Here is a 13,500-nt window from a genome sequence, read left to right as displayed (position 1 = left end):
AGCCTCAGCTCACGTTGAGGGCGGTGTTGTCGAGCTGGAACGAGGTCGCGAGGGAAGAGTCCTCGACGCCGCTGAAGGCCAGCGTCAGGGTCTGGCCCTTGTAGGCGGCCAGGTTGAAGGACTTCTGGGCCCAGGTGGCCTTGTTCAGGTTGGAGTAGGTCGCCAGGGTGGTCGAACCCACCTTGACCGTCAGCTTGTCGTACGCGCTGGTCGTCGTGGTTTCCGACGACGTGATCTTCAGGTAGAAGCTCAGCGTCGCGGTGGTGCACGTCGACGGGATGGTCACCGACTGGGACAGCGTGTCGGTGTGGGCGGAGCCGTACCCGTCAAGCCAGGCGAAGTAGGTGCCGGCGTACGGGGTGTTGGTGCCGGAAGCGGTGGAGATCACGCCGGACGTCTGGGTCCAGGTGGTCGCGCCGCTCTCGAAGCCGTTGTTGCCGAGCAGCTGCGCCGAGGTGCAGGTGCCGCTGGTCGGGCCGGTCGTCGGCGGAGTGGTGGTCGGGCCGGTCGTCGCCGGGGTCGTGGTCGGCGCGGTGGTGGTGCCGGAGCAGGTCGGGTCGGCCGTCTGAGCCGGCACGCTGACCGCGGTCCAGGCCGCCTTGACCGTGTTGAACGCGGTGCAGTCGCCCGGGTACAGGCTCTTGGCCGCGGTGAGCGTCCAGGTCCGGTACTTCAGGTACGAAGACGACGAGGTCTTCAGCAGCATCGCGTTGTACATGATGGTGATCGCCTTCTGGATGCCCAGACCGGTGATCGTGGTGCTGTTACAGGTCGTCGACGCGGGCTGGCCGTTGCCGCTGGTGCCCTGCGCGAGCAGGTAGAACCAGTGGTTACCGGGACCGGCCGCGGCGTGCACCTCGTCGTTCGGCGTGCTGCTGGAGTAGCAGTTGTCGTCGCCGAGCGCCGACGGGTTGTACATGTTGCGGATCGGGCCGGAGCCGACCAGGTTGACCTCTTCACCCACGAGGTAGTCGGGGGCGTCGTTCGGGTTGTTGATGTACGCCTCGGTGGCCGCGCCGAAGGTGTCGGCGACGAACTCCTGCGTACCGCTGCCCGAAATGCCACCGGGGGTGGTGTCGTCGATGCCGTGGCCGAGCTCGTGGCCCAGCACGTCCGCCGACGAGATCCACTGACCGGCGGTGTTCTTGCCGATCTGGACCTGGGTGCCGTCGTAGTACGCGTTCTGGTCGTTCAGGCCGACCCGGATCGGCCACGCGCCGCCCGAGCCGTTCTGGCCGTTGCGGCCCAGCCACGCCGAGAGCATCTTGGTCTGGCCTTCACCCACGTAGAGGCCGTCGACGCAACCGGTCTCCTTGCTCGTGCCGACCCCGGTGCCCCAGACGTTGTCGGTGCCGCTGAACGTCGTGTTGGTCGACGCGTCCTGGCACTGCATCGTGGCCTGGGTGGAGGACTTCATCGAGTACGTCGAGCCGGACAGCGTGGTGTCGATCGACACCGAGCCGTTGATCCATCCCGTGCCCGTACCGGTCACGTCGGCGACGTGCTCCTGGGTGCTGACCACCTTGCCGGTGATCGCGTCCACGTAGACCGTCAGACGGCTGACGCCGTCGGCGCCGATGCCGTTGACCGTGGTCGCCCAGGCCAGGCGCGCGGCCTTGCCCTCATCGGCGACGACGGTGAGGTTGGTGCCCTCCACCTTGGACACCGACTTGAGCTGAGTCTTGGCCGTGGCCAGGGCCGCCGTGTCGGAGATCTTCGGGGTGGTGGACAGCTCGCCGATCGGGCTGCTCTGCGCGACCGAGGTGTACTTGGTCGCGCCGCTCGCGTCGGACATGACGACGAAGTCGCCACCCTTGACGGGCAGGCCCTTGTAGGTACGGGTGAAGGGGGTGTAGTTGAGGCCGTGCGAGGACTGCACGGTGTGACGCTGGAACGTGTCGCTCGCGCTGGCCTGGAGGAAAGCAGGCTTGCTGGCGACGAGTGCGTCGGCCTTCTCGGCGGCGAGTTTGACAGAGGCCGCTGGATCGATCGGCTCTGCGGTGGCCGGCCCGGCCACCGCGACCAGCGCGCCGGCGACCGCAGTGCCTGCGGCCAGCGCGATGATCAGGGGGGTTCGACGGTTCACGCGGGTACTCCTTTTTCTGCCCGGGGGTTTGGGCAGGCTCAAGGTCCGGTGGACGATAAGTCACACCAGGACGACTTGAGGTGAGACGCTAGGCATCGATGGGTATCTCCGAAACAGGGAAAACCCTTGCGCCCGGCGTGGGAGCGCTTTCCTGGGCATACTCCCTAGGTCGTACTGCCGATGTAGCCCCAGGTCGGACGACACTGCGAAGCGTGGGCGGGACGATGCCGTCATGACTGAGCGTGAGTTCCGATTCGGGGTCGTCGCGGGGCGCGCATCGTCCGGCGCGGAGTGGATTACCACCGCACGAAGAGCCGAGGAGCTGGGGTACGAGACCCTGCTCGTACCCGACACCCGGCACACCTATGCGCCGTTCCCGGCACTGGCCGCGGCGGCCGCCGTGACCACCACGTTGCGGCTCGGCACCTACGTGCTGAGCGCGCCCAACCGATCCGCCGGACTGGTCGCCTGGGAAGCCTCCTCGCTGCAGGAGCTCAGCGGCGGCCGGTTCGAACTGGGCATCGGAGGCGGGCGACCGGACGCGTCGTCCGATGCGGAGGCGCTGGGAGCCGAGTTCGGCACGCCCGGGCAACGGCTCGACCAGGTGACCGCGACGATCGAGGCGGTCCGCAAGATCGAGAACGCACCGCCGGTGCTGGTCGCCGCCAGCCGGCCGCGGATGCTGCGACTGGCGGCGGAGCACGCCGACATCGTGGCGCTCGGGCTTCCGCCGCAGACCACGGAGCCGGTGCTCGCGCGTACCGTCTCGCAATTGCGCGACGCCGCGGGCGAGCGATTCGACCAGCTCGAGTTGCACCTGAACGTCGCGGCCGTGGCCGCGACCGTCGACGCCATCCCGTCCTGGCTGTCGCGGATGGTCGGCGGGGATCCGCGGGACATGGCCTGGAACGGGGGGATCGCCTTCCTCGTCGGCTCGGCAGAGCGGATCGCTGACCTGCTCTGCCGGCGCCGCGAGGAGTTCGACGTCTCCTACATCGGGGTGAGCAGCCTGTTCATGGAACAGTTCGCCCCGGTCATCAAGCTGCTCCGCTAACCGAGCCGGAAGTCGTCGCCGAGCAGGGTGCGCAGGCGGGCCAGCGCCCGGGCATCGCGCATCTTGACCGCCGACACCGAGATGCCGAGGATCGTGGCCACCGTGTCGACGCTGTGGTCCTCGGCATGCCGCAGCACCCGATTCGGTCACACTCAGCAGTTCGCGTGGCAGTTGACCAGGGTGCGCAGCGACTGGTGGAGAGCGGCGAGCTGAGCCGCCGGCAGCGAACCGGCCGTGTTGTGCAGCTGTTCGGGATCCTTGGCGTGGTCGTAGTACTCGCGTGACCCGTCGGCATATTCGACGTACGTGTAGGCAGTCGTGCGGATCGCCTCGTACGTCGGCGGGTTGCCGCTGCCCTTCGCCGGAAAGTCCGGATCGGTGGGGTCGACGTCGGGGCCGTGGTGCTCGATCAGCGCGGTGGTACGCCAGTCGCCCGTGCCCTCGAGCAGCGGCCGCAGGCTGCGGCCGTCCACCGAGGCGGGCGCCGTCGTGCCGGCCAGGTCGGCGAAGGTGGGGCGCAGGTCGATGTTCTCGGCCGGGCCGGTCACCGTGGCGCCGGGTCGGATGCCCGGACCGGCCATCACCAGCGGCACCCGCACGTCGGTGTCGAAGGCGGTCTGCTTGCCGGGCGTGAGCCGGTGCTCGCCCATGTGGTAGCCGTTGTCCGAGCTGAACACGACCACCGTGTGATCGGCGACGCCGGCCTTCTCCAGCGTCTGCCGCAGGTCGCCGATCATGCGGTCGACGGCCTGCACCGACTGCGCCCGCTTCCGGAACGCGGTGTCGATGTCCCTCTTCTCGGCGGCGGTGAGCGGCGGCTTGCCGGCCAGCCACGTCGGCGGTTCGATCGGCAACGTGTCGAAGGCCGGGGTGCGCGGCGCGGTCAGGCCGGGGAACTTGTCTTTGTCCTCATCGGCCGGGGTGTACGGCGCGTGCGGCGCGAACGTGGCCAGCTCCACCAGGAACGGCTTGTCCGCCTTGGCTGACGCGGTGATGAAGCCTTGCGCCTTGGCGCTGATCACGTCGGTGAGGTAGTCGTGGCCGTAGTGCACGACCTTGCCGTTCTCCAGCAGGTTGTAGTTGTACTCGCCGTAGCCGTTGCCGGCCACGTCCCACTCGTCCCAGCCCGGCGGCACGTACGTGTCCTTCGGCAGATAGCCGTTGAGGTACTTGCCCATCATCGCGGTGCGGTAGCCGGCGTCGTGCAGGTCAGTGGCGAACGTCGACGCCTCCTCGCCCTTCTTCTTGAAGGTGTCGAAGCCGCCGTCGGCGCCGCCGTTGGTGAAGATGCCGGTGTCGTGGGGGAACTCGCCGGTGAACAGCGATGAGCGGGACGGGCAGCACAGCGAGTCGGTCACGGTGTAGTTGGCGAAGGACGTGCCCTCCTTCGCCAACTGCTGGACCTGCGGAAGGTACGGCAGGAGATTGGTGGACAGGTCGTCGGTGAGGACGAAGACGAAGTTGTACTTGTCTTCGGACTTCTCCGCTTTTACCGGGGCCGCACAACCCCCGGCGGTCAACAGCGCCAGGAGAGCGGCAAGCGAGCGACGAATCATGCGGCGGACGCTAGGGCGCTTGGCGGCGCCCCAGCGTTCGGGCCGCGTAAGAGTTCGGTCAGCTGTGGCTGACAGTGAGGCTGTAGAACTTCACCTTCGCGCCGTTGCTGGTGCTGTCCGACGAGGACTGGTTGTACGACCCGGCCTTGAAATACTGCTTGTACGGGTTGAACGAGCTCGGGATCGAGTAGCTGGTCTTCGTCCCGTTGACGGTCAGGTTGATCTTGTTGCCGGTCACGTTGATGACGTAGGTCCACTTCACGCCGAGCGCGACGTTGCCGACCTTGTGCAGCGTCTGCCCACCGTCCGGCGAGTTCTCGGTGCCGAGGTAGATGTCGCCGTTCGGCCGGTAGTAGAGCTCCAGCAGCGGCTTGGTCGACGAGCCGCCGGTGCCGAGGTGCACCTGGCCGACGCAGACGTTCTTGGTGACCGACGGGATGCGCAGCTGGGCGCTGAGCGTGTGGTTGCCGGCCAGCGTCCAGTTGGCGGCGCTGCCGTCACGGTTCATCTCGCGCAGCTCGGAGCGGGCATAGTTGGAGTTCGGCGTGGTCACGCCCTTCTCCGGCGCCCAGAACGTCATCGAGCCGTCGGTCTTGTCGGTCCAGAAGTAGGCCGGGTTGCTGTAACCACTGGCGCCCTTGAGCTTGGCCGGGGAGATCGTGTCCGGGCTGCCCGCCGAGCCGGTGGGCAGCTGGAGCTGCCAGATGGCCAGGTCGAAGTTGCCGCCGGGCGGCAACGCCGGGTCGAGCGCGGCGGCCGATGCGTTGGTGATGCCGAGGACGCCGAGCGCGCCGACCACCACGGTGGACAGTGCGACCGCGAGCAGCTTCCGCTTGTGCATGGGGGATACCTCTTAGCCGTCTCGGGGGTAATTGGCAAGGCGGCTAACAGTAAGACGATGCATCGACGCCCGTCCTTAAACAACCTTAAATCCGTAAACTGATGCCGATGGCCCGCACACAGCTCTACCTGGTCCGCCACGCCGAAGCCGAACCGCACGACGGAGACCTCTCCGCGCATGGCCGCGAGCAGGCGGAACGGCTCGGCCGGCGATTACGCCCGGTGCCGTTCGCGGCGATCCACCACAGCCCGCTGCCCCGGGCCGCGCAGACCGCCGACCTCGTCGGCGGCCACCTGCCGCAGGTGCCGAGGCATGCCTGCGCGCGGCGGTCGACCACTTCGGCGTCGTCGGCGACCACGATCGGCAGGAACTGCTGATCACCCACAACTTCGTGATCGGCTGGTTCGTCCGGCACGTGCTCGATGCGCCGGAATGGCGGTGGATGGGCCTCGACCAGGACAACTGCGCGACCACCATCGTGCAGTGGGAGACCGGCCGGCCCCCGACCCTGGTCAGCTTCAACGTCCCGGCATGAGGGTGGCCGCCTGCCAGACCCCGGAGATCCTCGGCGACGTGGACGCGGCGGTGGGGGTCGTCCTCGACTTCGCTTCGCAGGCCCCCGACGCCGATCTCCTGCTGTTCCCGGAGTGCTTCCTGCAGGGATACCTGGTCACCGACCAGCACGTCCGGGAGCACGCGCTCGAACCGGCCGAAGTCCTGGACCGGCTCGGCGCGGTCCGGCCGATGCTGGTGCTCGGCATCATCGAGCGGTCCGGCGACCGCTTCCACAACACGGCGCTGGTCATCGCGGGCGGCCGGCTCCTGGGCGCCTACCGCAAACGGTTCCTGACCGCCGGCGAATCGGTGTTCACCGCGGGCGACAGCGCGCCCGTCTTCGACTGCGCGGGCGTCCGATTCGGCATCAACATCTGCTACGACGCCCAGTTCCCCGAGGCGGCGGCCGCGGTCGCGGCGGGCGGCGCCCAGGTGCTGCTGTTGCCGGCGCAGAACATGATGCCCCGCGACAAAGCCTTGTGGTGGCAGGACCGGCACAACGAGATCCGCCGCCGCCGAGTCCAGGAAACCGGCATGTGGCTGATCTCCGCCGACGTGACCGGCAACCGCGACGACCGCCTGGCCCTCGGCCCGACCTGCGCCATCAACCCGGCCGGCCAGGTGGTCGCCCGGGTCCCGCCGGGCACGATCGGCATGGCCGTCGCCGACATCTGAGCCGACGACTACGCGGCGTGGCCGCGGACGGCCCAGGCGGTTGCGGTCAGGGCTATCGAGCCGTCGGGGCGGCGGGGGAGGCGGGCGTCGAGCAGGTCGCGGATTTCCCAGCGGCGGTGTGGGGCCAGGCGGGCGAGGTAGGCCGGGGCCGCGCCCTGGCCGCCGAGGAAGGGTTGCCAGTAGTCGTCGAAGTCGGTGAAGAGCGTCGGGACGGTGATCGCTCGGGTCTCCACCTCGTGCAGGCCGGCGTCGGTCCAGGCGGCGGCCAGGCCGGTGGGGCTGCAGATCGGGAAGCGCACGGCCTCGTCCACCTCCGCCGCGGCCGGGTCGACGGCGCGGGCCGCGTCCCAGAACCAGCGCATCAGTTGCATGCCGTCGGCGTAGTCCCAGACGTACGAGGCCACCGTTGCGCCGGGGGTGGCCACCCGGGTGAACTCGGCGACGGCGCGGGCCGGTTCGGGCACGAAGTTCAGGGCCAGGCCGCTCACCACCGCGCCGAACGAGGCGGGCGCCAGCGGCAGGGCGGCCGCGTCGGCGTTGACCCAGGCCGCGCCGTGCAGCGAACCGAGGAAGCTCAGTGACATGTCGGCGCCCACCAGCTGTGCGGGTGCGGCGGCCGTGCGGATCGCGCCGGTCAGGGCGCCGGTGCCGCAGCCGGCGTCGAGCCAGCGCCGGCCGGGCGCGACGGCGAGCCAAGCCACGAACGAAGCGGCCACCGGCCGGCTCCACCGGCCCACGTACGCCTCGTAAGCGCTGCCGACGCCCCACACGTCACCGCCCATACCCGGCAGGATATGTGTGTCGCCCACACTGCGCCTCTCCTGCCGGCGGTGGGAGGCTTCGGCGATGGAAGAGGTCACCGTCGCCGTTCGCGGCATCTCCCTCAACGTTCTGGTCGACGGTCCGGTCGACGGCACTCCGGTGCTGCTCGTGCACGGCAACTGTTCGTCCGCCGCCTTCTGGCAGCCACTGCTCCGGCAACTGCCGGCCAACCTCCGGATCGTCGCCCCGGATCTGCGCGGTTACGGCCGCTCGGAGGCGGCGCCGGTCGACGCGACTCGCGGTCTGAGCGACTTCGCCGACGACATCTCGGCAATTATCGACAATCCAGAAATATTCGGACAGAGCGGCAGGAAGATCACGCTCGCCGCCCACTCGATGGGCTGCGGCGTCGCCATGCAGCTGCTGATCGACAATCCGGGCCGGTTCCGGGCCGTCCTTCTCGAGGCCCCGGTCAGCCCGTACGGCTTCGGCGCCACCCGGGACCTCGACGGCACCCCGACCACCCCGGATTTCGCCGGCGCCGGCGGTGGTGGCGCCAACCCGGACTTCGTCCGCCGCATCGTCGAGGGCGACCGGGCCGACGACGGGCCGACCAGCCCGCTCGCCGTGCTCCGGACCGCCTACGTGGCCGACCCGTCGAGCCTCGGCGACGACGAGCAGTTGCTGCTCGACACCGTGCTGAGCACCGCGATCGGCGACGACAACTACCCGGGCGACAGCAAGCCCAGCGACAACTGGCCGGGCGTCTCGCCGGGCGACCGGGGCGTGCTGAACACCATGGCGCCGAACCACTTCAACGTGGCCGAAGCCCTGGTCGCCGTCAAAGAGAAACCACCGATCATCTGGGTACGCGGTGACCGCGACGCGATCGTCTCGGACACCTCGTTCTTCGACCTCGCCTACCTCGGACAGCTCGGGGTGGTGCCGGGCTGGCCGGGCGAGGAAGCGTGCCCGCCGCAGCCGATGGTCGGCCAGACCCGCGCGGTGTTCGAGCGCTACGGCCCGTACACCGAGGTCGTCTACGAGAACTGCGGCCACTCGCCGCACGTGGAGCGCCCGGCCGAGGTGGCCGCGGAGCTGCTCAAGCTCCTGCCCTAGCCGCGAGCGCAACCACTGGGCGGATCCGGGCCGCCAGGCCCGGAACCCTAGATCTGGCGGTCCCGGCCGGCGTAGATGCCGGCGATCATCTGCGGGATCATCAGGAAGATCATCAGGGCCAGGGGTACCCGCCAGCCGTCGGTGTGGTCGTGCAGCAGACCCACCAGGATCGGTCCGGGAATGGCCAGCAGGTACCCCACGCTCTGGGCGAACGCGGAGAGCCGCACCACCGTCGCCGGTGAGCTGCCCCGCAGGCCGATCATCGTCAGGACCAGTGGGAATGCCGTGTTCACGATGCCCAGCAGCACCACCCACAGCCACGGCGCGGCGGCCGGGTCCCACCACAGGCCGGTGTAACCGGCGATGCCGAAAACGGCGAGGGCCGCGGCGATGCCGCTCTGGCTGCGGATCCGGCCGGCCAGCGAGGAAAGAAAAAGACCGAGGGGTACGCCGAGCAGTGACGTGGTGGCGAACAGCAGCCCGGCCTCGTCGGCGGACAGACCGGCGTCGCGGTAGATCTGCGGGAGCCAGCCGATGATCACGTACGCCGAGGTGGACTGCATGCCGAAGTACACGGCCAGCGCCCACGCGACCGGGTGCCGGCTCACCCGTACCACATCATCGGTCTGGGTCTGTGGCCTTGCCTGAGGGGCCGACCGGGTCAGCGGGATCCAGGACGGCAGCGCGACCACCGCCAGCACCGCCCAGCAGGCCAGACCCAGTTGCCAGTCGCCACCGAACGCGTTCGTGAGCGGCACGGTCGCGGCCGCCGCAACGGTGGCGCCGAGGTTGAGGGCGACCGAGTAGAGGCCGGTCATCGTGCCGACCTGGGTCGGGAAGTACTCCTTGACGATCACCGGCAGGAGCACGTTGACCACCGCGATGCCGGCCAGCGAGATCAGGCTGAACAGCAGGAAAAACGGGACGCCGGGGACGTACGGGCGCAGCGCCAGGCCGACCGCGAGCACGGCCAGGCCGACGATGATCACCCGGGTGGCGCCGAACCGCCGGGCCAGGCGGGGCGCGGCCAGGCCGACGGTGGCGAAACAGAAGACCGGCACCGAGGTGAGCAGCCCGGCGACCGTCGAGCTCATGCCGAGACCCTCGCGGATCTCGTGCAGCACCGGGCCGATGCTGGTCACCGCGAGCCGCAGGTTGAGCGCCGCCAGCAGGAGCGCGACCACCGCGACGGTCTTGCGGCGGCGCGCGAGCGCGGATTCGGTCAGCTGCTGTTCGGCGGTCACCACTTACACATCATCGGTGTTACCAGGTGGAAACGCGCGGCCGAGTGCCTGCGATCACGTCTCCTGCTCGTGCTCCACCTGCTGGTTCCACTCGCGCTTGGAGGTCTGCCAACCGTCCTCGTTGAGGCCGCGCCGCCAGTAACCGGAGATCGACAGCTGGTCGAGCGGGATCGCGCACTCCTTGCGCAGGAACGCGCGCACGTCCTTCACGAAGTTGGCCTCGCCGTGCACGAACGCGTGCACCTTGCCGGGCGGGAACTCGGTGGCGCGGACGGTCTCGGCCAGCAGCTCGCCGACCGGCCGGGCACCGCGGTGCAGCCAGACGATCTCCGCCTCGGTCTCCACTTTTTGCTCCTCGTCGGGGCCGGCGACCTCGACGAACGCCCGCACGGTGGCGCCCGGCGGCATCTGCTCCAGGGTGGTGGCGATGGCCGGCAGCGCGGCCTCGTCACCGGCCAGCAGGTGCCAGTCGGCCTCCGGGCTCGGCGCGTAGGCGCCGCCCGGGCCCATGAACAGGACCCGGTCGCCCGGCTTCGCGCCGGCTGCCCACGGGCCCGCGATGCCCTCGTCGCCGTGCACCACGAAGTCGATCCACATCTCCGGGATCTCGGGAAGCCAGCGGCGGATCGTGTACGTCCGGACGACCGGCCACGCCTCGCGCGGCATCGTCTCGCGGACCGCACCCATGTCGAACGGCTCCGGGTAGGCGAAGCCGGGCTGCTGGAAGATCACTTTCACGTAATGGTCGGTGTACGTGCCCGCGTCGATCGCTCGCAGCCCCTCGCCGCCGACGACCACGCGAACCATGTGCGGGGTGAGCTGCTCCACGCGGGTGACGACCGCTTGGTGGGCAGGTCGCGCCGGCCTGTTCGGCATGCTGTTCCTCTTCCGCTCGTAATCCTTGGTAAGGCTACCCTCACTCGTCACGTAACCCGCACACAGCAAGCGGCCCGCTTCGAAACCGAAGCGGGCCGCCGTGCAAAGGAGCGGGTTACTGCCAGGGCGTTCCGGGCCGGCGGCGCCGGGTGAGCGCCATCAGCGAGAGGCCCGCCAGCATCATCACGACCGCGCCGCCGAGGAAGGCGACCGTGTTGGTGCCGGTCAGGGCGAGCACGCCGCCCTTCTTCTCGGTGGTGGTCTGCGCCGCTGCGACCTGGTCGATGATCGGCGCCTTCTCGCCCGAGTTCAGCACGCCGTCGTCCTGCGAGTAGGTGTAGTCGCCGGCGGCGGCCGCTTCGGTGCTCTTGCTCGCCTTCGGCTTCGCGGTCTCCTCCGGCTCACTCTCGGTGGTGTTGCTTTCGCTGCTGCTTTCCTCGGTGCTTTCGGTGGTACGGGTGGAGGAAGGCTTGGTGGTCTTCGTCGACGTCGCCGGCTTGGTCGTCGTCGTGGTCGCCGGCTTCGTCGTGGTGATGGTCGCCTTCGGCGTGAAGTCGCTCTTGGTGTCGGGCTGAGCGGCGGTGCCGGTGGCGGTCGGGGCGGGCGCGGTGGTCGGCGCCGTGGTCGGTGCGGTAGTCGGTGCGGTCGTGGCGTTGCCGCCGTTGTTGCCGCCGCCGTTGTTGTTCCCGCCCTGCTGGCCGCCGTTGTTCTGGCCGCCGCCGTTGTTGCCGCCTTGCTGGCCGCCGTTGTTGCCGCCGCCTTGCTGGCCGCCGTTGTTGCCGCCCTGCTGGCCGCCGCCGTTCGCGGTGACCCGGATGCGGACGGCGTCGATGGCCGGGGTCTCGTTGGCCCGCTCCATCATCGGCACGCGGTGCGAACCGTCACCGGCCCACGAGGCGCACTGAGCGGTGCCCTCCTGCGGCAGGCCCGCGACCTGGATGGTCACGGTGTCCGGGGCCTTGCCGCCCTTCTTGTCCTCGGTGGCCACGAAGAACGCGGGCACCGGCGACGGGTCGGGCGCCTCCTTGGTGGAGGTGAGCATCCGGCACGCGGTGTGGAAGTGGCCGCGCTCGATGCCGCCGGCCAGCACGGAGCTCTCCACGTAGTAGCCACCGGCACCGGCCGCGAGGAAGCGGTCGCGGATCAGGTTGCGGGTGCTGACCTTGAGCGTGAAGGGCGTGTTGACGTTGACCGTCTGCGGCGACTGCGTGATCAGCAGCGACGAGTTGTTGGCGGCGCTGGAGACCTCACCGAACTCGGTGGAGACACAGCGGTCGCCCTTCTGGAAGCCGTCGTGCGGCGTCAAGTTGGAGTCGACGCAGGTGTCGGTGAGGATCACCTGTCCGTTGACGACCTTGCCGGCGCCACTGCCCGCGGGCTTGTCGTTGGTGGCGGCGCTGGAGATCGTGGTGACACCGACGACCAAGCCGAGCGCGGCGATCACCGCGCCGACCGCGATGAGTCGCCGGTTGCTGCCGGATGGCGCGGCAGCACGGCGGTAAGCCGACCTACGCATGCGCGATACCTCTTCTTCGACGAATCTGCCCGGTCCCCTGACGACCGGCTCCCAGACGGTAAAAGGAAGCGCGCGTAATAGCAATTAAACAAGCGAATTTGATGAATTCTTGGCCGAGTCTTAAAGAAAAGATATGGGTCGGCCCTCGAACCCCGAGCATCCTCCGAACGGACGATGCTCGGAGTTCAACAAGATCACGATAAATTCCGCTGACCTGGGCACTTAGAAGATGATCTCTGAAGTGCCGCCGCAGGCCCCGGCTCGCCCCAGAAATGTAAACCATTCGCGACCGGGTGAACCTGAGAAGTAGCTATGAGTGTTAACGCGGCACCATTTCGGTGGCTATTACGTCAGGAATTCGGCCATTGATTGCGGGCGGCATAGGTGTCGCGCAGCGCGGTCAGGTCGTCGGTCATGATGCCGTCCACGCCCAGGTCGAGCAGGCGATCGATCTCGGCCGGCGAGTCGATCGTCCAGACGTGCACCTGCAGGCCCGAGCGGTGGCAGCAGCGCAGGAACGCGCGGTCCACCACCCGCAGGGCGCCGTGCCGCACCGGGACCTGGGCGGCGACCACCGACTCCGGCAGGCGGACCCGGAGGCCGGCCAGCGACGCCAGGCGCACGCGGGCCACCCCGCGCATGCCGAGAGACGTGGCCACCGACGGGCCGGCCAGGCGGCGCAGCGTGGCCAGCCGGGTGTCGTTGAAGGACGCCAGCAGGACCCGGGACATGGCGCCGGCGCGGCGGATGCTGTCCACCGCGGGCGCGGCGCCGGAGTCGGCCTTGACGTCGATGTTGAACCGGATCTCCGGCCACGACGCCAGCACGTCGTCGAGGCGGGGGATCGCGGCCGCGCCGGCCACCCGGATGCCGGCCAGGTCGGCCCAGCGCAACTCCTCCACCCGGCCCGGGTGGCCGGTGAGCCGTCTCAGGGTGCGGTCGTGGAAGACGACCGCCACGCCGTCGGCGGTGGCGTGGACATCGGTTTCGACGTACCGATAGCCGAGCTTGACCGCCCGCTCGAACGCCTCGGCGGTGTTCTCGTCGCCGGCCGCGGCGCCGCCCCGATGGGCGAACGCGATCGGGGTCGGTGCGTCCAGGTACGGGTGCACCCCCGGATTCTAAGCCCCTGGCCAGTGTTCTTTCCCGTAACCCTCGGGTAGCCAGGGTGTGGTCCACGGCGCTGCGGTGGCCAGGTTCTGGGTGTTGGTCCGGT

General features: G+C 69.3%; 13 protein-coding genes and 1 pseudogene. 5 read left to right on the top strand and 9 right to left on the bottom strand.

What is annotated here, in order from left to right; genetic code table 11:
• Positions 1–4 precede the first annotated feature (4 nt).
• On the bottom strand, positions 5–2,086 hold the full coding sequence (locus AB0E90_RS40790; protein WP_360417670.1) for a M4 family metallopeptidase: 2,082 nt from the start codon (positions 2,084–2,086) through the stop codon (positions 5–7).
• Positions 2,087–2,318: 232 nt separating this feature from the next.
• On the opposite strand from AB0E90_RS40790, the gene AB0E90_RS40785 reads away from it, so the two are divergent.
• A complete protein-coding gene (locus AB0E90_RS40785) occupies positions 2,319–3,140 on the top strand; it encodes an LLM class flavin-dependent oxidoreductase (protein WP_360417669.1) in 822 nt (273 codons plus the stop codon).
• Here the strand turns inward: AB0E90_RS40785 and AB0E90_RS40780 are convergent.
• The 3 genes from AB0E90_RS40780 to AB0E90_RS40770 are packed head-to-tail and all read right to left on the bottom strand — an operon-like array spanning position 3,137 to position 5,537.
• A complete protein-coding gene (locus AB0E90_RS40780; protein WP_360417668.1) occupies positions 3,137–3,277 on the bottom strand; it encodes a sigma factor-like helix-turn-helix DNA-binding protein in 141 nt (46 codons plus the stop codon). The genes AB0E90_RS40785 and AB0E90_RS40780 overlap by 4 nt on opposite strands.
• A 15-nt stretch (positions 3,278–3,292) precedes the next feature.
• The gene (locus tag AB0E90_RS40775) at positions 3,293–4,696 is read right to left on the bottom strand and encodes a sulfatase (RefSeq protein WP_360417667.1); all 1,404 of its coding nucleotides are present in this window, start codon (positions 4,694–4,696) and stop codon (positions 3,293–3,295) included.
• Between the two features lie 58 nt (positions 4,697–4,754).
• Positions 4,755–5,537, bottom strand: coding sequence for a polysaccharide lyase family 7 protein (locus tag AB0E90_RS40770; protein WP_360417666.1), 783 nt, complete (start codon positions 5,535–5,537; stop codon positions 4,755–4,757).
• A 107-nt stretch (positions 5,538–5,644) separates the two neighbouring features.
• Here AB0E90_RS40770 and AB0E90_RS40765 point away from each other — a divergent pair, with 107 nt between their 5' ends.
• From AB0E90_RS40765 to AB0E90_RS40755, 3 genes are read left to right on the top strand one after another with little or no spacing between them, the layout of a single operon-like run.
• Positions 5,645–5,914, top strand: coding sequence for a histidine phosphatase family protein (locus tag AB0E90_RS40765; RefSeq protein ID WP_360417665.1), 270 nt, complete (start codon positions 5,645–5,647; stop codon positions 5,912–5,914).
• Positions 5,915–5,928: 14 nt separating this feature from the next.
• Positions 5,929–6,072 (top strand): hypothetical protein, encoded by a 144-nt coding sequence (locus tag AB0E90_RS40760; RefSeq protein WP_360417664.1) that lies wholly within the window; start codon positions 5,929–5,931, stop codon positions 6,070–6,072.
• Positions 6,069–6,767, top strand: a complete 699-nt coding sequence (locus AB0E90_RS40755; RefSeq protein WP_360417663.1) for a carbon-nitrogen hydrolase family protein — start codon at positions 6,069–6,071, stop codon at positions 6,765–6,767. The genes AB0E90_RS40760 and AB0E90_RS40755 overlap by 4 nt, the downstream gene beginning before the upstream one ends.
• A gap of 8 nt (positions 6,768–6,775) precedes the next feature.
• Here AB0E90_RS40755 and AB0E90_RS40750 read toward each other — a convergent pair whose 3' ends face one another.
• On the bottom strand, positions 6,776–7,549 hold the full coding sequence (locus tag AB0E90_RS40750; protein ID WP_360417662.1) for a methyltransferase domain-containing protein: 774 nt from the start codon (positions 7,547–7,549) through the stop codon (positions 6,776–6,778).
• Between the two features lie 64 nt (positions 7,550–7,613).
• Here AB0E90_RS40750 and AB0E90_RS40745 point away from each other — a divergent pair, with 64 nt between their 5' ends.
• Complete coding sequence (locus AB0E90_RS40745; RefSeq protein ID WP_360417661.1) at positions 7,614–8,648, top strand: alpha/beta hydrolase; 1,035 nt, start codon at positions 7,614–7,616, stop codon at positions 8,646–8,648.
• 47 nt (positions 8,649–8,695) lie between these two features.
• Here AB0E90_RS40745 and AB0E90_RS40740 read toward each other — a convergent pair whose 3' ends face one another.
• The 4 genes and pseudogenes from AB0E90_RS40740 to AB0E90_RS40725 form a co-directional block, all read right to left on the bottom strand.
• Positions 8,696–9,895 carry an MFS transporter gene (locus AB0E90_RS40740; RefSeq protein WP_360417660.1) on the bottom strand — a complete coding sequence of 400 codons (1,200 nt, stop codon included), beginning with the start codon at positions 9,893–9,895 and terminating at the stop codon, positions 8,696–8,698.
• Between the two features lie 51 nt (positions 9,896–9,946).
• Positions 9,947–10,768 carry a siderophore-interacting protein gene (locus AB0E90_RS40735; RefSeq protein WP_360417659.1) on the bottom strand — a complete coding sequence of 274 codons (822 nt, stop codon included), beginning with the start codon at positions 10,766–10,768 and terminating at the stop codon, positions 9,947–9,949.
• 808 nt (positions 10,769–11,576) lie between these two features.
• Positions 11,577–12,104 (bottom strand): annotated as a pseudogene (locus tag AB0E90_RS40730) (hypothetical protein); the annotation flags it as partial.
• Positions 12,105–12,634: 530 nt separating this feature from the next.
• Entirely contained in the window at positions 12,635–13,396 is a 762-nt protein-coding gene (locus tag AB0E90_RS40725; RefSeq protein WP_360417658.1) for a glycerophosphodiester phosphodiesterase, read from the bottom strand.
• Positions 13,397–13,500 lie beyond the last annotated feature (104 nt).

Origin of the sequence: Actinoplanes sp. NPDC026619, from assembly GCF_040638295.1 — a bacterium.
Classification (GTDB): domain Bacteria; phylum Actinomycetota; class Actinomycetes; order Mycobacteriales; family Micromonosporaceae; genus Actinoplanes.
The sequence above is the reverse complement of the archived record's forward strand: the minus strand, read 5'-3'. Positions and strand labels throughout refer to the sequence as shown.